The organism is Pontibacillus salicampi, assembly GCF_042434395.1.
Taxonomy (GTDB): Bacteria; Bacillota; Bacilli; order Bacillales; family BH030062; genus Pontibacillus; species Pontibacillus salicampi.
In genome coordinates this window covers 22,688-46,422 of record NZ_JBHLTP010000003.1, presented here as the reverse complement: position 1 = coordinate 46,422, position 23,735 = coordinate 22,688, and the positions used below count along the sequence as shown (strand labels likewise).

The window sequence follows — 23,735 nt, the reverse complement described above, 5'->3', positions numbered from 1 at the left end:
AGATGGAAGGGGAATGATAAGATGAGAAAAAGAGTTCTTACAATTGCTGGGTCTGATAGTAGCGGAGGAGCTGGTATCCAGGCAGATTTAAAAACGTTCCATGAGCATGGAGTGTATGGTATATCTTCACTAAGCACTGTTGTTGCAATGGATCCGCAAAACGGCTGGGCACATAATGTCTTTCCAATGGAGTTAAACACCGTTAATGAACAGTTAAAAACGGCACTTTCATTACAGCTAGATGCATTAAAAACAGGTATGTTGGGATCTCCGGATATTATTGCTCGAGCTGCTGAGGTAATAGATGAAACCAAAGTCCCTGCAGTGATTGATCCTGTTATGGTTTGTAAAGGAGAAGATGATGTCCTTCATCCAGAAAACTTGAAGAGTTTACGAGGAACGCTTGTACCAAAAGCGACTGTTACGACTCCAAACCTGTTTGAGGCTGCCAAACTTGCTGGATATCGCCTTATTACCAATGTAGAGGAATTAGAGGATGCAGCAAGAATTATTCATGAGTCAGGCGCTAAACATGTTCTGATTAAGGCCGGCAAGCTCGTAGATGATACGAAAGCTACCGACCTCCTCTTCGATGGAGAACAATTCCACTATATTCAGACGGAGAACTTTGAGACAACAAACGTACACGGTGCTGGCTGCAGTTATGCAGCAGCCATAACTGCAGAATTGGCAAACGACAAATCTGTAATGGAAGCCGTTATCTCAGCAAAAAAATTCATTACAAGCGCCGTCAAAGAAGGATTCCCATTAAACCAATATGTTGGTCCAGTTTACCAGAAAGGTATCCACAAAGAAGATATTGAAGTGACTACAACCACCAAATAAAAATAGATAAAAAAGCAGGCTTCCTGGAGAAGCCTGCTTTTTTATGAGGTAAGCTGCTATATACTTTTCCAATGCTATGAATCCGACCACGTCAGTAATTGAGCTATACCAAAGCACCTATCTCCTTAAGCTTTATTGGTTTTGGAATAGTAATGTTTTTTCGCCTTAGCACGATTGCCACAGACTTCCATAGAACACCATTTTCTCTTCCCTTTATTATTCACAAACAACGCCAAACATTGATTGTTTTCACATGCCTTTACTTTACTTACTATTCCGTCCTGCTCCTTTTGCAACAGGTCAAAGGAAAGAAGAGAAATGAGCCCCATAGTCCCCCCCTTCGACGGTATTGCGACCATTTCTTGTTCCATCACAAAGGAGAGCGGCACTTGCATTGTATGCTCCATCATGATATTCATCCATTCTTGTTTATTATCTAAATGGTAGAAATAATTGCGGCATACATCTCTAAAGTTACGAACCTTTTCTACATCGATGGATTCTTGCTTTATTGTAGTGACCTGGGAAGGCTGTAATAAACCATGTTCCTGCATAAGCAGAAGCCATTCCCATATATCCTCTTCACTATTTAACTGTTCCCCCTTTTTGTTATTGTCCATTTTAATAGTGTTCAGAAAATTAATAAACAAATAAGTAGAAAAGTGCGAAAACGTCATTTTTTTTGTCATACTGTGTACCTCCAAGTTTTTTCGTTGACATCTATTCTAACATAAAGTAACATTCTAACTGTTAGAAAACTATTTAGTGGTTATAATGTTTTTTTGTAACCCACACAATAAAGGAGGAACAAAATTGGCAATTACAAACGTTACAGACGAAACATTCGCAGCCGAAACAAGTGAAGGCCTAGTACTTGCAGACCTTGGTGCCCCATGGTGTGGACCTTGTAAAATGATTGCGCCTGTTCTAGAAGAAATGGATGTAGAAATGGGTGACCAAGTCAACATAGTGAAGCTAAATGTAGACGAAAGCCCTGAAACAGCTCAACAATACGAAGTAATGAGTGTTCCTACTCTACTCTTCTTCAAAGATGGAAAGCTAGTTGATAAAGCAACAGGCTTCAAACCAAAAGAAGAACTCGAGACCATTCTTAATAAGCATAAATAAATGTTAGTCAAGAAACGGCGGAAGTATAAGTACTTCCGCCGTTTTGTATCTCCAGAGTAAAATAATGCTTCGGTTAAATATATATCGTAGCGAAAATAGAAGGCTTGCTCTGTTAATATTCTTTGTTCTTGGGGCCTTTACATGTATCAGTGTACGATAGGGAATGCAAAATACCACCTTTCAGCAACGTATAAAATTTCCCTAACTAAGTTTACCGTTTATAGGAGCAATAACAGTAATAATCAATAACAAACATGTATTGTGCCGTTACATATCAAGATTGTACAAACTTTGTAACGAATTATTCAGATATTTGGGATTATTTTCTGAACTAAATCCTGTATAATGGTAAGAAATACTGGTTGTATAAAGGTGGTGTAGGATGAAGCACGTTAAGCAATACCATTCCAAAGAGATTGAGACGACTAATGGACTAGTTGTGGTGGAAGGTCCTCTTTCCTCTACTGATTTAGAACAATATTATTTTCACGAGCAATTGACGGCTTTTCGTCCAGCGGCCAAACAGTTCGAAGCAGTTAAGAAAATAGCTGACTTTGAGGAAGGACGTATAATTATAGCCAGAACAACCGATACCATCATCGGGTATGTTACGTATCTATACCCTGACCCTTTGGAAAGATGGTCAGAATTCCAGATGGAGGACCTCATTGAATTAGGAGCAATTGAAGTAGTACCTGATTATCGAGGCTACAAAATAGGCTCCTGGCTCTTAAAGGTTTCAATGATGGATGATGCAATGGAAGACTTTATTATTATTTCCACTGAATATTATTGGCATTGGGACTTATCTGGCACAAAGTTAAATATATGGAATTATCGTAAGGTAATGGAGAAAATGATGGGAGCAGGCGGACTTACGCCTTATCCAACAGATGATCCAGAGATAGTCTCTCATCCAGCAAACTGTTTAATGGCAAAGATTGGGGAAAGAGTTCCAGAAGAGTCTATCAAACGATTTGAACAGTTACGTTTTTTAACTCGCTATCAATATCGAAATTCCAGAGGAGGATAACTTATGCTTGTCGAGCAAATTATGAAGACTGAGGTGATTACGTGCAAACCTCACGAAACAATTGAAAGCGCTTTAAAACTCCTTCATGAACATCATATCCGCCATATCCCAATTGTAGACGACCATCAGCATGTGATTGGTATTGTATCTGATCGAGATGTAAGAGATGCCAGTCCATCTATATTCCATCCAGACCCTTCTAATGAATTAAAAAATGAGCTGCAAACCATAATGACGAGTCCTGTATTAACTATACATCCATTAGATTTCGTAGAAGAAATTGCCTCTATCTTTTATGAGCAGGAAATTGCTTGTTTACCAGTAACAAAAGCGAACAAATTAGTTGGGATTGTTACAGAGAAAGATATGCTATACACCCTCATACAGCTAACTGGTGTACATGTGCAAAGCTCTCAAATTGAATTAAAGGTCATTAACAAGCCAGGAATTCTGCCAGAAGTTACATCTGTCTTAGGCAGAAGAAAAGTTAACATAAATTCTGTTCTAATTTATCCATACGAAGCAGATCAGCGCTATAAGATTCTTGTTTTCCGCTTGCAGACTATGAATCCGACTCCGACGATTGAAGACTTACAAGCAGAGGGGTATGAGGTATTATGGCCAAATATGCCGGGGATAGAAACATGAGTTGTTCAGCTGCATTTGTCTATTCCGATCAATTTTCAACCTATCATTTTAAGGAAGGTCACCCTTTTAATCAGCTAAGGGTACAATTGACTTATGAACTGTTATTACAGGCAAGAAGTCTTATGGAGGAACATATTATTCCTCCTCGTATGGCTACAGAAGAAGAATTAAAACTAATTCATGATGCGAAATACATAGAGGCAGTGAAACAAGCTGGGGAAGGTCGATTATCAGAGGATGAGGGGTTCCCTTTTGGCTTAGGCACGGAAGATACCCCTATGTTTGCTCATATGCACGAGGCTGCCTCCTTATTAGTTGGAGGCTCTCTGGCTGCTGTTGATGCTGTTATGACTCAATCGGTAACGCATGCCCTAAATCTAGGAGGAGGCCTTCATCATGGATTTCAAAGAAAGGCTTCTGGTTTTTGTATCTATAATGATGGCGCTGTAGCTATTCAATATCTTCGAAAGCATTATAATGCAAAAGTATTATATATTGATACGGACGCCCATCACGGTGATGGAGTACAATGGGCTTTCTATGATGACCCTAATGTTTGTACACTTTCGATTCACGAGACAGGTCGGTATCTATTCCCTGGGACAGGTAACGTTAACGAACGAGGAATCAAGGAAGGGTATGGATTTAGCTTTAACATACCAATCGATGCCTTTACAGAGGATGAATCGTTCTCTGAAGTGTATGAACAGTCATTTAGAGAAATTATGGAATATTTTCAGCCAGATGTTATTTTATCCCAAAATGGTGCAGATGCACACGTCTTGGATCCACTCACCCATTTATGTGGTACAATGAATATTTTTGAATATATACCGAAGCTAGCGCATGAATTGGCACATGAGTATTGTGAAGGCAGATGGATAGCACTTGGTGGTGGCGGTTATGATATATGGCGTGTTGTTCCGCGAGCATGGGGACAAATTTGGAATGTCATGTCGGGTAATGATGTAATGACCGGTAACCTACCGGAGGCTTGGCTCACAAAATGGCAAGAGAAAGCGCCAGTACAGCTTCCATCAAAATGGCAGGATGCAAATCAACTCTATAAACCAATTCCCCGAAAGGAAGAAATAACGGAAAAAAATCAGAAGGCATTGGAAAAGTCATTACAATTTATACGCTTAAAATCGAAGGCTCCAAATTCTCTATAAAGCAGACAGTTCCTAAGTTATCGTAACTTAGGGACTGTCCTATTTCCCCTATAGAAAGGGGTAGGTCGCTTTCCATGATACATCTCTCCTGGAGAGCATGTACCACTCATAATAATTCCCCCCCCCTTAAACCCTTCTAAACTCTGACGACTCTTTCATTCCAGTTCAATCAGTTTCTCTTTCTGACCGCACTTCAAAAAAATCCACTCCCATTTTCTCAAGTTGTAACAGGCCATACTAAAAAAAAGAACCCTTTTTAATAGGGTTCTTCAGGACTCTGTTGATGGTTTGCTGGAATTGTCGTAGTTTGGATTTAGGATAACAATCTCTACTCTACGGTTTTTCTTCCAATTACTTTCGGAATCATTTGGTGCTATTGGTCTCGTATCACCATAACCAACAGCTGCAAAACGGCTGCCATCAAGATTTTGAGATGTTGTTAGAAAACGCAGCACACTGCTAGCTCTAGCAGAGGATAACTCCCAGTTCGAAGGATACCGAAACGTTGAAATAGGTCGATTATCTGTATGTCCCTCCACTTTTACGTGGTTTGGGATATTCTTTAACAGCGTCCCTACTTTATTCAGGAATGGCTTTCCTTCCTGAATAATTTCTGCTTGAGCAGATTCAAATAATACCTGTTCTTGTAGGCTAAGCACTACCCCTCGTTCGGTTCGATTAGCTGAAATAACGTTCTGTAGTTTATTTTCCTCCAGGAACGTTTGTACCTCCTGCACTAATTGATCAAGAGATTCATCATTATCCGTACTTCCTTGCTGCGCTTGCTGAATACTATTGCTGTCAGGGGATTCAAAGTCACTTTTATCCTTTTGCTCCAGAGGCTGATTTTTTTCTTCAGATGGATTTTCGAATTCTACCACACTAGGATAGAAATCGAAAATCGCTCTGCTTTTAAACGATTCAGCGACCGCCTTAAATTTCACCAGGTCAATTTGAGACATGGAAAATAGCAGGATAAAAAACACAAGGATCAATGTCATCATGTCAGAGAAGGTTACCATCCATTTAGGAGCCCCTTTTTCTACACGTTCTGAGCGTTTTCTAAGCTTCATTCGCTGTTTCCTCCATGAAGCTCTCCTCTTCTTGTGCATCCTCCTGATGCTTATCCTGTTCTGGAAGGAATGCACTTAGTTTCTCTTCCAAAACCTTCGGATTCTGGCCGGATTGAACTCCAATGACACCTTCAATAATAATCTGCTTCATGAACATTTCCTGATCTGTCTTGTTTAAGAGCTTACCGGAAATCGGCTGAAACACTAAATTGGCTAACACTGTTCCATAGAAAGTAGTCAAAAGCGCAATTGCCATATTCGGTCCGAGCGTGGAGGGATCTTCAAGGTTCTTTAGCATTAACACTAATCCAATTAATGTACCAATCATCCCCCAGGCAGGCGCGTATTCCGCTGCCTTCTCCATAACTGCTCTTCCACGACGATGACGTTCTTCTGTTGCCGTGATTTCCGCATTCATGATGTCATTGATTACTTCAGGTTCAATACCATCTACAGCCAGCAAAATCCCTTTCTTGATAAAAGGGTCCTCTACTTCATCCAATTCTGTTTCTAGAGCTAGTAATCCTTCTCTTCTAGCTCGTTCTGACAGATTAACAAACAAATCAATAAGCCCTTTTAAGTTCTGATCATCTTTAGAAAAAGCTTCCTTCATCACTTTGCCGGTTATCTTAATCTCATCTAAATTGAAATTAATTAATATGGCAGCAACAAGTCCGCCAAGTACGATGACAATGGATGATATTTGTACAAAGGATACAACTCCCGTTAATCCTCCGCTGGAGAAAATCCCAAACATTATCATCGTAGCACCAATAAATATACCGATTGGAGTTAACAAGTCATTTCTTCTCATCGTCTCTCTCCCTATATCAACCATGAAGATCTATTACTTGTATCGGCACATTTATTGTTTTGTTGAGTTTCTCTCAATATTTCGGTGAGGAAGAATTACATTTTGTTCTTCTACGTCTTCATTATTCATATATTTTGTCAGCAATCTCATCGATACTGCTCCAATATCATACATAGGCTGTACTACCGTAGATAGTGTAGGACGTACCATGGTTGCTAGACGAGTGTTATCAAAACCATACACCTCTATATCCTCTGGTACATTCAAGCCGCGATCTTGTGCACCATGAATCACACCCAATGCCATCTCATCAGAGGAAACAAAAATACCAGTTGGACGCTCATCCATCTCCAGAAGCTGCTCTAACGCTTCCATCCCGCTGTCATACGTGTAATCACCGCGAACAGTGTACTGATCTGTGTATCCTTTTCCTTGTTCCTCAAGTGCTTTCAAATATCCATTATACTTCTGGTCATTAATATTTGTTTCTATTGGACCTGAGATAAACGCTACATGGTTATTACCATGTTCAAATAAAGTTTTTGTCGCTTCATAAGCAGCTTGCTCGTAATTGATGTTTACAGACGGAACAGATTCCGTTTCATCTACTGTTGCAGCTAATACAACTGGAACAGATGCATTTTGGAATTCACGAATATGATCATCTGTAACTTTTCCACCCATAAACACTAAACCATCTACTTGCTTACCAAGCATAGAATTAATTAAGTGAATTTCTTTTTCCTTATTTTGATCAGAATTACTTAGGATAATATTGTAATTGTACATCGTGGCTATGTCTTCAATTCCACGTGCCAATTCCGCAAAAAAGATGCTTGAAATATCAGGTATGATTACACCAACCGTCGTTGTCTTCTTGCTGGCCAGTCCTCTAGCAACGGCATTTGGACGATATCCCAATCTTTCAATAGCATCTAGTACTTTCTTTCTTGTGGCTGGTTTTACATTAGGGTTGCCATTTACCACTCGGGAAACCGTTGCCATGGATACACTCGCTTCGCGAGCTACATCATATATAGTTACATTCATTTCCGATTACCTCCTAATATTACCTTATATCTTCGTTTTCCTTATTATATCTGTTAATAATCATACGATACTATATTTGATTGCGCAATAATTCACAACTTAACTAATAGCACCTATGTATTTTCCCAAAATGATTATATTCTAGCATAACTCAATAAATGGATTGCGATACATATTCTGACTACAAACAACTTCTATTATATGGTTGAAATTTATCCTAGAAAAAGAAAACGCCAACAGAGAGTTGGCGTATCATAACGTTTCAGAAGACGATTGACGCTAAAAAGCTTCATCTTCCTATAATATATGGCATTGTCGAATTTTGTGCAACAATAAACTATCTAAGTTCATCAATAAATTGATTGAACGTTTCAATATCCATTTGCTGGGCTGAATCAGAAAGTGCTACTGCAGGATCAGGGTGAACCTCAGCCATAACTCCATCTGATCCAATTGCTAACGCTGCTTTCGCAGTTGGAAGTAATAAGTCACGTCGACCAGTTGAATGTGTAACGTCAACAAGAACTGGCAGGTGCGTTTCCTGCTTTAAAATGGGAACAGCAGAAATATCTAGTGTGTTTCTTGTCGCTTTCTCATATGTTCTAATTCCACGTTCACAAAGAATAATATCTCCGTTACCTTGAGAATTAATATACTCAGCAGCATTAATAAATTCTTGGATGGTAGCAGACATCCCTCGTTTTAGTAGTACAGGCTTATTTACTCGACCAGCAGCTTTTAATAGCTCGAAGTTTTGCATGTTACGTGCACCAATCTGAATAACATCTACGTAATCTACTGCCGTTTCAATATCTGCCGGATTTACGATTTCGCTAATGACAGCTAAATCGTACTCGTCAGCCACTCGTTTTAGTATTTTTAAACCTTCTAGACCTAAGCCCTGGAAATCGTAAGGAGATGACCTTGGCTTAAATGCTCCACCTCTAAGTAATGTTAACCCTTTGGCTTTCACTGCTTTGGCAACTTCGGCAACCTGCTCGTAGCTCTCTACTGCACAAGGCCCCATAATAAAGTGAGGGTTTCCATCGCCAATCGTTTCCCCTTTTACTGTTACAATAGTATCCTCAGGCTTTTTCTTACGAGAAACAAGAAGGGCTTTCCGATGATCATCTTCTTGTAATTCTAAGCCTGCTTTAAAGATTTCTTTGAAAATATGCTGAACAGTAGAGTTTTCGAATGGACCATCGTTATGGGCTGTGATGGAGTCGAGCATATCTCTTTCTCGAACAGGGTCAAATCGGTTCATCCCCTGTTGCTTTTTAACCCTTCCAATTTCCTGTACTAACTGAGCACGCTTGTTAATACTTTTTAATAGTTCCAGGTTAACCTCGTCTAATTCTTGTCTAAGCTGATCTAATTCTTCGTTACTCATATTCTCGCCTCCAATTATAATTACTAGTGAGTATAATAAATTCTTAATAATTAGACATTATTATAGCTAACATTAATTTAGTTGTCACCAGTTGATTTTGAGAAAAAAGATAATAAATCTAAATTCTCCCAAATTCATATTCAAGGTAATCATTGTCTGTCCCTTATTGTATGAAACGTTTCAAAAAGATAGCAAGTCTATTTGGAATAAAAAAAAGAGAAAAATGCAAACAACCTTGCCTATTTATAAAGAAAGCTCTAGCCTTTTTTCATAGAGAATACGCTCCAAAAATGACATATAGCGTATAAATAAGATTATACGCTATATGTCATTTTTCCCTCTATCAACTTGTGGTAAGTTAGAGCCTGCTCCTAATAAGCCAGGTTTCCAATACCTAATTTATTCATCTGCTTTTTTCAACGAGTCTTTCGTTACATTAAAGTGGGATGCATTCCACGTAACCTGCTGTCCATTAAATAGCAATGCTTGAGGTGATTCATGTTTCACACCAAAATCGTCTGCTATTTGTCCAGAAAGCTCTCTAGCCTCCTGAATTGGCAATATATATGCAGGGGTTTCCGTATCCTTTGCATAGTCCTCAAAAGCATTTTTAGCACTTGCACTTATGGGACACGTTAAGCTGTGTTTTAATAGTAATAATTTGTCATGCTCTTGTATAGCTTTATCAAATGATTCTCTTGTTCGTAAAGTTTCCATTGTCATCAGAAATGCCTCCGATTAAAAAAAGTTGTTGGTATTAATGTAGCATACCAACAACTCATTTCAAACTTATTTACTTAGTACGTTGAAGTACTAGTAGATGTTTCTTGCTGTCTTTCCAGCTCTTCTGCTGCTTCTTCAATCGCCTCGGCTACTTCCTCTGCCGCCTTCTCTGCTTCATCATTCGTATTTCTAAAGCCATCTACTTTATCTTTCACACGTTCACCTAAATGCTGAGATTTTTCTGATACGTTCTTGGATAATTGTTGTGTTGATTCCTTTGCACGAGAACCCCACTCGTTCCCTTTTTCATAGGCAACATCTTTCCATTCTCCTGCACGTTCCTTCACATAGCTAGCACTCTGGTTCAATTCTTCTCTAACTTCTCTACCGGACTTAGGAGCAAAAAGAAGTGCTACAGATGCACCTACAATACCGCCAATTAAGGAACCAATCAAGAAGTCCTTACTATTGATATTATCATTTTGACTTTGAGCTTGTGTTTGATTTGGACTAGGTGTCTCATTCTGTGTTTGATTTTGCTTCGTAACCTTATTCATGTTCTGTTCGTTATTCATCCTTTATTCCTCCTCGTAGTTTTACACTCTTTTAATTTGTTGGTGTCTTTTCTTTTTGCCATTTCTTATATAGATCAATGCCTACTTTCCCCCACTTCAAAGCTTGGGTGGCATTATCTGATTGATCATTAGCGGAATCTTTTAAGTTTGAGGAAATAGTTCTCAACGATTGGTTAAAATCATTAACAGAATCACCTATACCCTTCACACCGTCTACTAATGTGTTTAATTTCTGAGATTTGTCTCCAATGTCATCTGCCAACTCATTAGTCTTATGTAATAATGAAGTTGTCTCTGTACTAATTCCTTCCATCTGTTTTTCAAGCCCACCTAATGTGGTAGCTACATTGTCTAATGTCCGTTGAGCGGCTTTCAAAGTTTTTGCTAGATAAACCACTAAGACTGTAAATGCCAGGGCAAAGATTAATGCAGCAATGTAAAGGATAATGATCATTCCCCTGCTCAACTCCTTCTATATATTTTGCTATATATTTTGTCCATTCCCCAAATGTTGTAGTACTAAAACTTCTACTTATGGAGTTTTCCTTAACTTTTATTATTCGACTTCCCTATCTATAAATCCTCCACATCTATTCCTTTTTTTATTTCAGGTGCTTCTGTATTATTAATAATGAATAGGCTCTATTCATGTTAATTCACCAAATGATGAAGGAAACGAAGGTTAGAATCCAAGATTATAGTCAAGCAAGAAGTTCAAATAAGCGTACTGACAAGTCGTGGATAGCATCGTTCCCCCTTTAATCGTAACGGTCCTTCACTAGCTCGAGCTCCAATCTTCTGCATAGAGAAGCTATACATAATGTCAAACATCCATGAAAAATTTTGCACATAACGAAGAGCTATCTCAAGATAGAGCCATTAGAAATAAGGAGGTAAATTTGTAATGAGAGATCCTAGAATTCAAAAATTAGCACAACAAATTGTTCAATACTCCATTGATTTACAACCCGGAGAGAAGGTATTAATTGAAAATACCGGAATACAGCAGGAATTAGTTTCTGCAATTGTTGAAGAAGCATACCAAGCGGAGGGGCTTCCTTTTGTTTCCTTAAAGCACCCAAAAATCCATCGCTCTTTACTGAAGGGTGCTACAGAAGAACAACTACATATATGGGCAGAAAACGAAGCTGGTCTTATGAAGCAAATGGATGCTTATGTTGCCATTAGATCCGGTGATAACATTTCAGAACTGTCAGATGTCTCCTCTAATTCCATGCAAATATATAATCAAATTGTCGGTCAAAAAGTGCATCGGGACTGGAGGGTTCCTAAGACAAAGTGGTGTGTGCTTCGATACCCAAATGAGTCAATGGCTCAGCTAGCTAACATGAGTACGGAAGCCTTTGAGAATTTCTATTTTAATGTTTGTACTTTGGATTATAACAAAATGGATGAAGCTATGAATGCACTAGTAAAACGGATGGAGGAAACGGATAAAGTTCATATCAAGGGCCCGAACACGGACCTCTCTTTCTCTATTAAGCATATTCCAGTAGTGAAATGCTCGGGCCACCTTAACTTGCCAGATGGAGAAGTGTACACAGCACCTGTGAGGGATTCGGTCAATGGAATTATTCACTACAACACTCCCTCTCCATACAACGGTTTTACCTTTGAAGACGTCTCCCTAACCTTTAAAGATGGGAAAATTGTAGATGCAACTGCAAATGACACACAAAGAATAAACAATATCTTCAATACAGATGAGGGAGCTAGATATGTTGGTGAATTTGCTATTGGGCTAAACCCTTATATCCAGCATCCTATGAAGGATATATTGTTTGATGAGAAAATAGACGGAAGCTTTCATTTCACACCAGGACAAAGCTATGAGACTGCTCCTAATGGAAATCATTCAGCTATACACTGGGACATGGTAAATATTCAACGGCCCGAATATGGAGGAGGAGAGATTTACTTTGACAATACTCTCATCCGTAAGGACGGGCGATTTGTTACCCCTGACCTGGACTCATTAAATCCAGAGCATTTAAAAGGATAAAAAAAAGGCTTGGCACTTAATTTAGTGCCAAGCCTTTATATTAAGAAATAGCTTCATATGCTTCCTGGAACTTCTGGATATCTCCTGCCCCCATAAAAATGAGCACACTATTTTCATGCCTTCTCAGCACATTGGTTTCCTCCACATCAAGCAGAAAGGAATCGTCAATTTTATTTTGCAAATCTTGTATTGATAGTTTGCCAGACTCCTCACGTGCTGAACCAAATATGTCACAGAGATAAACTACATTCGCTTCTTTTAAGCTGTCCGCAAATTCCTGTAGGAACATACGTGTACGTGTGAACGTATGAGGTTGGAAAATAGCAACAATTTCCTTGTTTGGATATTTCTTGCGTGCAGATTCAATCGTTGCTTCAATTTCTCGTGGATGATGCGCATAATCATCAATAATAACTTGATCATTAAACTGTTTTTCTGTAAAACGGCGTTTCACACCCTTAAACGTACCTATATGCTTTATTTCTTCTGAAGGAATTTGCTCATAATGACAAAGGGCGATGACAGACAGAGCATTCAACACATTATGGTTACCATACGTTGGAATAAAGAATTGATCATGGTATGTGTTACGAACAAATACTTCAAAGGTCGTTCCGTTTTCATCTTCTACGACATTCTGAGCTTGAAAATCATTTCCTTCATTAAAACCATAGTAAACGACAGGAACTTTTGCCTGAATTTGCTGTAGATACTCATCGTCTCCGCAAGCAATAATTCCTTTTTGGACTTGGGAAGCCATTTGCTGAAACGCATTAATTACATCCTCAATACTCGTAAAATAATCAGGATGGTCAAAATCAATGTTTGTCATGATAGCGTAGTCAGGCTCATAAGCAAGGAAGTGTCGACGATATTCGCATGCTTCGAATACAAAATACTGCCCGTCTTCGTGCCCTTTCCCTGTACCATCACCAATTAAGAAAGAGGTTGGTCTCACAGCACTTAATACATGGGATAACAGACCAGTGGTCGAAGTTTTTCCGTGGGCACCAGTTACAGCGATACTCGTGTACTGCTTAGCCCATTCCCCAAGAAAATCATGATATCTGTAAAATGGAACACCTAGCTCCATTGCTGCTCTAATTTCTTCATGATCGTCACCAAATGCATTTCCTGCTATAACAGTAACATCACTTGTAATATTGTCTTTCGTAAAAGGTAAAATTGTTATGCCTTTATTTTCTAAACTTTCTTGTGTGAAAAATCGTTTATCTACATCAGATCCTTGAACCTGTTCACCAGCATCATGCAGAATTTGTGCCAAAGCACTCATTCCTGTGCCTTTTATACCAACAAAATGGTAAGTTGTCATATTGTTAGAACCTCCACAATTAACAGTCATATCATTACATATATTATATGTAGGCAAGATAAACTTGCGCCTAATCTACTTTATTAGCCTTATTCTTCTTGTCCATTATAGCAAATGGAAGATATAGAATGAAATGGCATTCTTCATCAGGGATTTTCTCCATACATAAACCTAACACAAAACCGCTTTGGTTGAAAGTCAGTCCTTTCCTTCATGGCTACAAACCTATCTGTTAATGGGAAGCAAGGTATATTTTACTGTCAAAGAAAAAGGCTGACCTCGTTTATGTCAGCCCTGTTCTTTCACGTAGTCTACCTTTTCTAAACGAGGGTTAGCACGATAACGACGTCCTTCCTTCGCTTCCGCTTTTCCATTCAAGAGCACGTTATCCCCTGTAAAGGCTGTATTGATTTTCAATAAGCTGCTTCCTACTCCATATACATCAACAGGTACTTTAAGCTCTTCAAACTCACGTATTCTATCTTCTGTAAATCCTCCGCTCGCCACAATCTTGACGTGCTGGTAGCCTTCTTCATCCAATGCTTTACGAAGAGCAAATATAAGCTGCGAATTGACTCCTCGCGGGTCAAACGTCCCCATTAGATGCTGATTGCGAAGGAAGTATTTGTCTACCAATGTTCTAGAAGTATCTACTCGAACTCCTTTTAGCTGATTCCCAAACTCTCTAGCGACTTTAAGGGAATCTGTAATGACATCGTTGTTATAATCAACTAGTGCCATCAACTCATCATTAGGGAATTGCTGATAATATGCTTTACATGCTGCTACCACATCTCCATGGAACATCTGAATAAGGGCATGCGGCATGGTCCCCATACCTTCCTTCCCCCACCATTCGTTCATTGCGTGAGTGGCCTGAGCAGTAGAACCGCCAATGTAAGCAGCATAGCCGTCACCAGCCTGCTGTGTATAATGATCGTCTCTATCTCCCATGAAGATAATTGGCTTCTGGGTACCATTCGTACGCGCAGCCTTTACGACATGATACACATTGGTTGCGACTGACGTACGACGAGAAAGAATCCCATCAATAATCCCCTCCAAGTAACCAAAATATTGGTAAGGGCCTGTAACGGTCAATACAGATTCAAAAGGCTCTATTTTATCCCCATCTTTCAGGGAGTGAATTTCTAACTCTTCAGGATGGTCCGCAAATGTATGAATTAAAGCAATGGCTTCATCCGATCCACAAAGAACAGCATGTTGTTTTTGAAAAAATTGCATCGTAACATAATTATCCGGAAGACTCTCTTCGACAATTTCTTTCGTTTTAAGAAAATATACTGCAGAAAACCAGCCTTCTTTAATACGCTGATCAAATTTAAACGTTCTATTTGTTAATCGTTTAATTTCACCGTTCATCTTCTTTTCGATTTCTTTCATTTCCACGTAACTCCTTATTGAGTTTGCTCTAAAATTAGCTGCATGTCCTAATTATTAATAGTATAAAATTCTTCGGAAAACAACAACCTATCTGCGTCTATTTCTTAATTATTTTGGCGCATTTCTTCAAAACTAGCCTGGGTAACGAAAACATCTCGAGGCTTACTTCCTTTTGTTTCAGAGATGATTCCTTTCTCCTCCATCGTATCAATTAATCGGGCAGCACGATTATAACCAACCTTGAATCTCCTTTGCAGAAGGGATGCACTAGCTCCATTTTGTTGAATAACAAATTCAACCGCTTCTTCAAACAGGTCATCCTCGTCTTCTTCAAAATCAGTTTGCTGAATAAGTTCTTCCTGTTCAAATTCATATTGAGGACCCGCAATTTTCTTAACATGATTGGTCACTCTTTCAATCTCTTCATCTGATACAAACGCGCCTTGTAGCCGCTGAGATTTACCAGAGCCATTCTCTAAAAATAGCATGTCTCCCTTTCCAAGTAATTTCTCGGCTCCGTTCGTATCAATAATGGTTCTGGAGTCTACTTGAGAAGAGACACTAAATGCAATTCTTGTTGGAATATTTGCTTTAATTAATCCAGTAATAACATCCACGGAAGGACGTTGGGTTGCCACAAGTAAGTGAATGCCACAAGCTCTGGCCTTTTGAGCAATGCGACAGATGGCATCCTCTACATCTTGAGGTGACATCATCATTAAATCTGCTAATTCGTCAATGACAATAACAAGATAAGGCATTTTTTCATTAGATCTGCCTTTAGAGATAATCTTTTCATTAAAACGGTCGATATCTCTAACCCCTTCAGTGACGAATTTTTCATAACGATTTTCCATTTCCTTCACTGCCCATTTCAAGGCAGAGGTAGCAGCTTTCACATCTGTAATAACAGGAGCTACCAAGTGAGGAAGCTCATTATAAGGAGCAAGCTCTACCATTTTAGGGTCAATTAAAAGAAACTTCACATCTTCATAATGTGATTTATATAACAGGCTTAACAAAATAGTGTTAATGCATACACTTTTCCCGGAACCCGTCGCTCCTGCAATAAGCCCATGCGGCATTTTCCGAATATCAGTAACGACAGGCATACCACTAATATCCAGTCCTAGTCCTACGGATAATGGGGATTTATTGGCAGCAAAGGCTTCATCCTCTAGTATTCCTTGAAAAGCTACAGCTTGAGAACTCGGGTTAGGTACCTCAATACCAATTGCATTCTTTCCTGGAATCGGGGCTTCCATCCGAATATCCTTCGCTGCAAGATTTAACTTGATATCATCACTCAAGTTGGTAATCTTACTCACCTTCACCCCTGGCTCCGGCTGAACTTCAAACCTCGTAACAGTAGGCCCTTTCATAGCATTCACCACTTTAGCCTTCACATGGAAATGCTTTAATGTTGTTTCCAGTAATTGTTTTTGCTCTTCTATCCATTCTTCATCGTGCTCATTTTTCTCTGGTGCATCATTCAGAAGATGAACGGGTGGCCTTGAATCCTGCTTCACTTCCTTGATTTCTTCTTCTGGAGTTAAAGAGTGTTTCATAGGTTGAGTATTTTCTACGTTTGTTTCTTCGGTTTGATTAGTTTTTTTTTGCTCTGCAGCTGGTTTACGGTCTCTGTTTCGCTTATCACTTGGAGTCATGATGACATTAAAGGGTCTACGATGCTGTTTAGGTTTTGCAGGTTCTTGACTATTCTCCGTATCAACCTCATCTTCGTTTAACTCCTTGCGCTCATCAAGTTCTTCAGTGAACTGTTCTACATCATCCTGCTCTCCACGTTCCGCTTGACTGTCATACAGGCCTTCTTCCATGACCATTTCACGCTTAGCATCTAGTTCTGTCTCCTCAGGTACATCCCATACGAATTCCTCTGGAGCTTCTTCATATGTGGCAGAAATATTATGTGCTTCCTTCTCTTCATTTGGCTCCCCTTGTTGACTATGCTCTGCTGTATCCGTTACTAAATCATCCTGAGGCTCTTGCACTTCTGCTTCTTTTTCGTGCTGTTCTTTTTCTATATCCGTTTCACAACCAGAATCTACTTCCGTTTCTTTAGATAGATTCCAATTCGATTCCGCTGGTGTTTCCGAACTCTCTTCCTCCATCATAATGGCAACAGGAGAAGTAGCCTGCTCTTGATTGTGTAATAATCCTTGGTCTTCCTCAAATACTTCAGCCTCTGCCCGGCTCGCTTCCCTTTCGATTGGAGAGGTAGCTACTTCCTCAGAAGGTTCCATAGTAATGGAGGTACTTGACTCTTCATCAGCAGGAAATAACTCTACAATGTTATGCTCTTCCTTCGTATTATCCACATATTCATTGGCCATTTCCTCCTGTCCATCTGCAGGGATAAAGGCATCATTCGTCTTTTCTTCCTGATTTTGAAGGAAAAGGGGCTCTTGCTCTGTATCTGTTTCAAAGAATTTACCTTCCCTCTTTCCAAACCCATAAATAGGGGAAGGTACTTCAGTAGGGGAAAATGTGTTGTAGGGAATCGTCTCGTCATAAGAAGAGGAGGTCGAACTTCCCTGCTGCTTGGAAGAGCTAGTGTACGACTGCTCATCGTAGGTATATCGCTGCTTCTCTTTTGTATAAGACTGATCTCTCGTTTCTCTAGTTCGTTGTTGTCTTCGACTGGACGAGGACTGTTGATACTTTTCTTCGTTCCAATTCGAAGAGTCATTTCTATTCTGTCTTTGATGTTGACTTTGCTGTTGATCAGGAATAATGGGAAAACGAAAAGCTCCACGTTTAGGGTATTGATAGTACATTTTTGTCTGCAAATCTTCGCTGGATGTAATATTACGTTGATTATGCGGTTGTGGGGAAGGCTGATCGTATTCTTGCTCGTCCCAATCTTCCTGATGATACATTTTATCTTGAAACCATTTTTTCATCCGATCCCACATCGGCGCTCACTCTTTCTATTAAAAATTATGCTTATGATTACCATTTTAACAGGTTTCATCTGTAATTGGGGAGTGCCTTTCGGACATATGTTGAAAATCCACCTCTTTTGATTCACTTTTTTTACTATCACACCCACATGTTGGCTACGTATTAACCAAACCCTCCCGTTAACCAGAAGAACCAGCAACAGCAATTCCGCTCTGGGACAAAGCAAAAAATCCTGATCCATAAATCGGATCAGGATGAACCTGCTTGCACTCTATAATATTATTGTTCGAAAGGTGTACCAACTTGGTAAGAATCTTCAAGAACTAGAATTCCTTTCTCTTTAGGAGCGTCTGGCAAACCGAGTTCTTTTGCAGAACAAATCATACCATTGGAAGGAACACCGCGTAGTTCAGTTGGCTTAATTTCCATACCACCTGGCATTACTGCGCCTACTTTAGCAACAACTACCTTTTGTCCTTGATCAACATTTGGAGCTCCGCATACGATTTGCAGTTTGTCATCACCAACGTTTACCTGACATACGCTTAATTTGTCTGCACCCTCGTGCTGTTCCCGCTTTTCCACATAGCCGACAACAAATTTAGGAGTTAAATCAACCTCCAATGTGTCCTGTAACGAGTTCGATGTAAAAGCGTTATGAATAGAAGATAGAAGCTCCTCTGTTAAGGAGATGGCTCCTTTTTCTTCCAGCTGAAAATAGGTGGAAGCATTAAATATGTTATATCCAAGCAAAGAACCATCTGTATCTGTAATCTTGACCACATCATTATAAGTGGTTTGATTAAATTCATTACGGTCTTCCCCTTGCTTAATAGGAATAATTAGTACATTTCCGATTCCATCATAGTTATAATACACCTGCATTATTTCTACTTCCCTTCTTAAACATTTTCATTATTATTTGGTTTGTTCTTTGCAAGGATAAAGATTGGCTCTAATTTCTTGTCTTCGTATAAGAATGGCAGTGAAGTAATAGGAACTCGTCCTTCTGCAAAGAATTTCATCGTCATTTGTGCCAGAACATCATAGCCTTGTGCGTTACGAATGTCTGCAAAAATGAGTACGTCTCCATGTGGTACTGCTACAGCTAACTCTCCAACGCTCTGAGCCTTCATCTCCTCTAACAATACCTCGTTTAAGATTCGAGAGGCATCATAGCCGTCATTGGTAGAGAGAAAATAAAACATATTTCCGGCCACTTCATCTTGTTTCGTCTCCACTGAAAGAGAGCGGACATTAAAACGTGCTATCTCTCGCAAACGTTCCTGTTCAAGCCCCTCCTCCTGCAGCATATTCTCATCAATAAGACGGTATGATTTGCCAAGGTCTAGGGCATAGTACATTCTCGTTTCTGCTGTATGCTCATCAAATACGAGAGGAACTCCCTCATTTGACTCTGTTGGGAAGGAACTGGCTCTAATTACAGGGTAAATATCTTTCTCTTTCCCTACCAGCGTTTGCGTCTCTCTCATAATTTTTAACGCTTCACGGATATGCTCCTCTAAATCGTCAAGAGCTTCCTTATCCCTTTGCTCGTATTTAGCGATAATTCCAGGGAGAGATATTTCAATACCATCTTTGGTATCTTCCCATTCAATTCGATATACATCTTTATCCCTGTTAAAGGATGTACGCCAGTCAGGATGCTGTAAGCGCTCATCTAACATTTTTTTCATTTTTATACTTGTCATCTTCATCGGTTCTTCCTCCTTTTATGATTGAAGGAAACAATCTGCTCCTTATTTTAGCATGAAATTCTCTAGATAAAAAGATTCCCTCCCAATGGGGAAAATAGCAATGTAAACACATAATCCTGGTACACATAATAGTACCAGGACCTACAAGAAAGTGCTTATGTTGTAACCTTGGTAAGGAAATTCTCAATCTCATCTTGTGTTTTACGGTCTTTACTTACAAATCGCCCTACTTCCTCTCCATGGTTAAAGGCAACGAAACTAGGGATACCAAAAACACCAAGGTCTGCGCATAAATCAATGAATTCATCTCGATCCACATATATAAATGTGAAATCTTTATATTTCTCCTCTACTTCTGGCAGGAATGGTTCGATAACTCGACAATCCGGACACCAATTTGCAGAGAACATCAGTACTGTTTTACCGTTGTTCACTAATTGCTCATATTGCTCCATAGATTCTAGTTTCTTCATAATCATAGACCTCCTCAATAATCTATCCGTAAGTCTTCGTACTGGATCCATTTCTTTCTTCTAAACCATTCTGATAATATCAAAGTTATTACTGCTGGACCAACAATGTGCAATATTACTACTGACACAATAACACTTTGAGTAAAGCCCATTGTTTGAAATGTCATAATCTGGCCGACAAAACCGCTTGTGCCCATACCAGCACCAGAGTCATTGTTCACCATAACCTCGCCTAAGACTCCGAGGGAAGCAAATGGCGCTAGAATCGCTCCAGCTATTGTGGGAGGAAGAATAAGAAGAGGCTTCCTTACAATATTAGCAACTTGAAGCATTGAAGTTCCTATTCCTTGCGCCAACAAACCGCCAACACCATTCTCTCGATAACTCATAACGGCAAAGCCAATCATTTGTGCTGCACATCCTACTGTTGCCGCACCAGCCGCTACTCCTTCTAAATCAATCATAATAGCAATAGCCACACTAGAAATCGGGGCAGTTAACGCCCAGCCCATTAGTACAGCAACAATGATTCCCATAACAAACGGCTGTTGCTCTGTAGCCCATATAACTACATCACCGAAGCCCGTCATAAATGCATTAACAGATGGGCTTACAGTAATCCCTACTAAAAACCCTACTAGAATGGTGGTAAAGGGTGTTAAGAGAATATCCACCTTCGTCTCCTTACTTACCATCTTCCCTACTTCTACAGAAAGTAATGCAGCTATATAGCTTCCTGCTGGACCACCTCCAACAGTCGCACTGAAAGCACCACTAAATAGTGCTGCAAACACTACTAATGGTGGAGCATTTAGGCCGTAGGCAATTGCAACACCAATCGCTCCTCCCCAAATCTCTGGCTGCATGGCAAAGCTCCCCATTTGAGTAAGCGGTTCAAACCCTAACTCATCTCCAACCGTCTTAATAATCAGACCAATAATTAAAGAAGAAAATAGACCAAGTGCCATATAACTTAAGGCGGTTATAAAATATGTTTTAAAAGAAAGAGTTACCCCTTTCCTTTCTAAAAACGAGGAAAATGTGCCCATTATGTACCTCCTTGATTTTTCTCTTATTAACGTTATTATCCTACCGTATTCCCTCAGGAAACACAATTATATTAGAAATATACATTTTTGTATTAACAAATTTCTGAAAAGTCCGAAATAAGAACTATACTAGTCTTTCTTTCCTAGATGATAGCCAATATCCATGTTCTAGACTAGACAACGGTTCTATTAACCCTCTACTAAGAGAGAAATATTCTCTTTATGGGGATACAAAGTCACCCTAACATAAAGGAGGAAACATTGTGCACTCAATAAGAAATAGAGTTCGGCTTCTTGTTGGTATTAGTTTAATTAGTCTGGTTATTCTTATTTCCTTTTCTTTTTACTTCTTTCAGCAGCAACAAACCATGACGAAAGCTGTTAAAGATGCTGAGGAAGTTCGAATGAAAAGCGAAAACATACGATTTGCAATGACCGAAGTAAAAAATAGCAGAGATGCGTTTTTCTATGATCCATCCGAAGAGAATGGACAGGACATGAAACATTCCATTGAGGAAGTTATTCAAATGGCAGGTACATATGCTAAGGAATACCAATCAGCCGATAATGTTTCTGGATTATTCCAATCCATTGAGAAAACCGCTTCCCAGTACTTAGAACAAGTTGATCCCTTGGTAAATATGTATAGCTTAATTGGTTTTACCGACGAGGAAGGCATGTATCAAAATGTAGATAAGGCATACAAATCATTTGTCACCTATGTTCAAAAGGCGAAGGATGCTCGGCTCACTGAAGCCTTTCTAATGATGAAAATGGCGGAAGAAGAGTATTTGGAAGCTGGCTCTACAGAGGAATGGGAAGCATTTGAAGTACAAGCTAAAAACTTTCAATCGGTGGCAGAAGAAACTTCCCTGTCCCGTCAAGAGTTAGATGCTATTAATTCTCAATTTCTGAAGTATAATCAAACATTGAAATCGATTAACAACACAAAAGACCAGGCTGAAGGGTTGAGAGAGGAATTCATTTCGATTGCTTCTGGGGTAGATAGTTTAGTGAATCAAGTTTCTTCCGATGCTGTTTCCATTCAGGAAGACTTGAACAAAGAACAAAATGAAACCGCTACAAATTTAAGAATGGCATTAATCATTATTAGTGTCATAGCTGTTGCTCTCATGCTTTCATCAGGCGTTTATCTAATTAGGTCCATTATCCGCTCTATACATTCCTTACAAAATGGTGCAGAAATTATCGGCAATGGGAATCTTACCCACAGGGTTTCTATTCAGACGAGGGATGAAATGGCCACATTAGCCCAAACCTTTAACAATATGGCGGACAAGATGCAACACTCTTTATTAAAAGTAACAGATGCTTCCTCTGTTCTAGGTCAATCTTCTTCCCACCTGACATCTGTTTCTCGTGAGACCTCATCACAGGCTGAGGAAGTAAGCGCTGCTATACACCAAGTGGCTATTGGCTCTCAAGAACAGGCGACACAGATTGAAGAAAGTACGAGATTAATTGCAAAGGTATCTGATGCCATTCATCAATCAGAAGAAAAAACAGAAGATATTTCCCACTCCTTACGTAATGCTGATCAAGAAGGCAAAAAAGGGATTGAAACAGTGCACTCTTTAGAGGAGTCGACACAACACTTCATTACGCTGGCCTCTCATCTTACGAGTCAGGTGAAAGAGGCAAATGAACACTCCAAGCAAATTAACAACATTGTTGGAACCATTGAGGAAATTGCAGACAGTACAAATCTGCTTGCACTCAATGCCTCCATTGAAGCAGCAAGAGCAGGGGATGCTGGGCGAGGTTTTGCTGTAGTAGCAGAAGAAGTTAGAAAGCTGGCAGAACGTTCTAAACAAGAAGCTAAAGAAATTTACGCATTAGTGCGTTCCATGTCTGAACAAATGAGCACATTATCCTCTGAAGCAGAGAATTTTAACACGTATGAGATACAACAATTCCATTCTGTAGAGCAAACCAAATCTGCTTTTGAACGCATTGTAGCTCAAGTAACTACTATGTCCTCCCACATTGGTGATGTTAATCAATCCATCTCTCATGTAAGTGGCTACAATCAAAGCCTGAAAGATTTATTGCAGGATATCAGTGTTATTTCGGAGGAATCTGTTGCTACTGCTGAGGAGGTAGCCGCATCCTCTGAAAACCAGACAAGCTCCATTACTTTAGTTAGTAAGTCTGCTGTGGAGCTTCAGCTGCTGGCACAGGAATTGGAGGAGGAGGTTACACAATTCATTTTACAAGAGGAGGAGACAGGAGATGAAGCTGTTCAAGAAACTATCTCACCTAGCGTAATGGAGGAAGCCGCTGTCTCATACGACCAGAATGTTTTAGAGGATGAGTAAAGAATCCCCCTGACGA

Annotated in this window: 22 protein-coding genes; 7 read left to right on the top strand and 15 right to left on the bottom strand. The window is 39.5% G+C overall.

Features of this window, described 5'->3' with window-relative positions:
* The first annotated feature begins 21 nt into the window (after positions 1-21).
* Positions 22-846 (top strand): bifunctional hydroxymethylpyrimidine kinase/phosphomethylpyrimidine kinase, encoded by an 825-nt coding sequence (gene thiD, locus ACFFGV_RS01685; RefSeq protein WP_377344836.1) that lies wholly within the window; start codon positions 22-24, stop codon positions 844-846.
* Positions 847-971: 125 nt separating this feature from the next.
* Here the strand turns inward: thiD and ACFFGV_RS01680 are convergent, their stop codons facing one another.
* Positions 972-1,535 carry a CGNR zinc finger domain-containing protein gene (locus tag ACFFGV_RS01680; protein ID WP_377344835.1) on the bottom strand — a complete coding sequence of 188 codons (564 nt, stop codon included), beginning with the start codon at positions 1,533-1,535 and terminating at the stop codon, positions 972-974.
* A gap of 124 nt (positions 1,536-1,659) precedes the next feature.
* Here ACFFGV_RS01680 and trxA point away from each other — a divergent pair, with 124 nt between their 5' ends.
* From trxA to ACFFGV_RS01660, 4 genes are all read left to right on the top strand, one after another.
* Positions 1,660-1,974 (top strand): thioredoxin, encoded by a 315-nt coding sequence (trxA, locus tag ACFFGV_RS01675; RefSeq protein WP_377344834.1) that lies wholly within the window; start codon positions 1,660-1,662, stop codon positions 1,972-1,974.
* Between the two features lie 382 nt (positions 1,975-2,356).
* Entirely contained in the window at positions 2,357-3,007 is a 651-nt protein-coding gene (locus ACFFGV_RS01670) for a GNAT family N-acetyltransferase (protein ID WP_377344833.1), read from the top strand.
* A gap of 3 nt (positions 3,008-3,010) precedes the next feature.
* Positions 3,011-3,655, top strand: coding sequence for an acetoin utilization AcuB family protein (locus ACFFGV_RS01665; protein ID WP_377344832.1), 645 nt, complete (start codon positions 3,011-3,013; stop codon positions 3,653-3,655).
* Positions 3,652-4,827: an acetoin utilization protein AcuC gene (locus ACFFGV_RS01660; RefSeq protein WP_377344831.1), complete on the top strand. Its 1,176-nt coding sequence runs from the start codon at positions 3,652-3,654 to the stop codon at positions 4,825-4,827. Before ACFFGV_RS01665 ends, ACFFGV_RS01660 begins: the two co-directional genes overlap by 4 nt.
* 269 nt (positions 4,828-5,096) lie before the next feature.
* On the opposite strand, the gene motS is transcribed toward ACFFGV_RS01660, so the two are convergent.
* The 7 genes from motS to ACFFGV_RS01625 form a co-directional block, all read right to left on the bottom strand.
* Positions 5,097-5,900 (bottom strand): flagellar motor protein MotS, encoded by an 804-nt coding sequence (gene motS / locus ACFFGV_RS01655; protein WP_377344830.1) that lies wholly within the window; start codon positions 5,898-5,900, stop codon positions 5,097-5,099.
* On the bottom strand, positions 5,890-6,714 hold the full coding sequence (motP, locus tag ACFFGV_RS01650; protein WP_377344829.1) for a flagellar motor protein MotP: 825 nt from the start codon (positions 6,712-6,714) through the stop codon (positions 5,890-5,892). Before motP ends, motS begins: the two co-directional genes overlap by 11 nt.
* Positions 6,715-6,765: 51 nt before the next feature.
* Positions 6,766-7,764 (bottom strand): catabolite control protein A, encoded by a 999-nt coding sequence (gene ccpA / locus ACFFGV_RS01645; protein ID WP_377344828.1) that lies wholly within the window; start codon positions 7,762-7,764, stop codon positions 6,766-6,768.
* Positions 7,765-8,101: 337 nt separating this feature from the next.
* Complete coding sequence (locus ACFFGV_RS01640; RefSeq protein ID WP_377344827.1) at positions 8,102-9,157, bottom strand: bifunctional 3-deoxy-7-phosphoheptulonate synthase/chorismate mutase; 1,056 nt, start codon at positions 9,155-9,157, stop codon at positions 8,102-8,104.
* 399 nt (positions 9,158-9,556) lie between these two features.
* Complete coding sequence (ytxJ, locus tag ACFFGV_RS01635; protein ID WP_377344826.1) at positions 9,557-9,880, bottom strand: bacillithiol system redox-active protein YtxJ; 324 nt, start codon at positions 9,878-9,880, stop codon at positions 9,557-9,559.
* 74 nt (positions 9,881-9,954) lie between these two features.
* The gene (locus ACFFGV_RS01630; protein WP_377344825.1) at positions 9,955-10,455 is read right to left on the bottom strand and encodes a YtxH domain-containing protein; all 501 of its coding nucleotides are present in this window, start codon (positions 10,453-10,455) and stop codon (positions 9,955-9,957) included.
* Between the two features lie 31 nt (positions 10,456-10,486).
* The gene (locus ACFFGV_RS01625) at positions 10,487-10,909 is read right to left on the bottom strand and encodes a DUF948 domain-containing protein (protein WP_377344824.1); all 423 of its coding nucleotides are present in this window, start codon (positions 10,907-10,909) and stop codon (positions 10,487-10,489) included.
* 450 nt (positions 10,910-11,359) lie between these two features.
* Between ACFFGV_RS01625 and ACFFGV_RS01620 the strand changes: the two genes are divergently transcribed.
* Positions 11,360-12,478 carry an aminopeptidase gene (locus ACFFGV_RS01620; RefSeq protein ID WP_377344823.1) on the top strand — a complete coding sequence of 373 codons (1,119 nt, stop codon included), beginning with the start codon at positions 11,360-11,362 and terminating at the stop codon, positions 12,476-12,478.
* A gap of 40 nt (positions 12,479-12,518) precedes the next feature.
* Here the strand turns inward: ACFFGV_RS01620 and murC are convergent, their stop codons facing one another.
* The 7 genes from murC to ACFFGV_RS01585 form a co-directional block, all read right to left on the bottom strand.
* A complete protein-coding gene (murC, locus tag ACFFGV_RS01615; RefSeq protein WP_377344822.1) occupies positions 12,519-13,811 on the bottom strand; it encodes a UDP-N-acetylmuramate--L-alanine ligase in 1,293 nt (430 codons plus the stop codon).
* A 288-nt stretch (positions 13,812-14,099) separates the two neighbouring features.
* On the bottom strand, positions 14,100-15,215 hold the full coding sequence (locus tag ACFFGV_RS01610) for a nicotinate phosphoribosyltransferase (protein ID WP_377344821.1): 1,116 nt from the start codon (positions 15,213-15,215) through the stop codon (positions 14,100-14,102).
* A 104-nt stretch (positions 15,216-15,319) separates the two neighbouring features.
* Positions 15,320-18,139: a DNA translocase FtsK gene (locus tag ACFFGV_RS01605; protein ID WP_377344820.1), complete on the bottom strand. Its 2,820-nt coding sequence runs from the start codon at positions 18,137-18,139 to the stop codon at positions 15,320-15,322.
* Positions 18,140-18,419: 280 nt separating this feature from the next.
* Positions 18,420-19,025 (bottom strand): YtpR family tRNA-binding protein, encoded by a 606-nt coding sequence (ytpR, locus tag ACFFGV_RS01600; protein WP_377344819.1) that lies wholly within the window; start codon positions 19,023-19,025, stop codon positions 18,420-18,422.
* A gap of 17 nt (positions 19,026-19,042) precedes the next feature.
* Positions 19,043-19,858, bottom strand: a complete 816-nt coding sequence (locus tag ACFFGV_RS01595) for a DUF1444 domain-containing protein (RefSeq protein WP_377344818.1) — start codon at positions 19,856-19,858, stop codon at positions 19,043-19,045.
* A 155-nt stretch (positions 19,859-20,013) separates the two neighbouring features.
* Positions 20,014-20,331, bottom strand: a complete 318-nt coding sequence (locus tag ACFFGV_RS01590; protein WP_377344817.1) for a thioredoxin family protein — start codon at positions 20,329-20,331, stop codon at positions 20,014-20,016.
* 14 nt (positions 20,332-20,345) lie between these two features.
* Entirely contained in the window at positions 20,346-21,380 is a 1,035-nt protein-coding gene (locus ACFFGV_RS01585; RefSeq protein WP_377344816.1) for a PTS sugar transporter subunit IIC, read from the bottom strand.
* A 263-nt stretch (positions 21,381-21,643) separates the two neighbouring features.
* Here ACFFGV_RS01585 and ACFFGV_RS01580 point away from each other — a divergent pair, with 263 nt between their 5' ends.
* On the top strand, positions 21,644-23,719 hold the full coding sequence (locus ACFFGV_RS01580) for a methyl-accepting chemotaxis protein (protein ID WP_377344815.1): 2,076 nt from the start codon (positions 21,644-21,646) through the stop codon (positions 23,717-23,719).
* Positions 23,720-23,735: the final 16 nt, after the last annotated feature.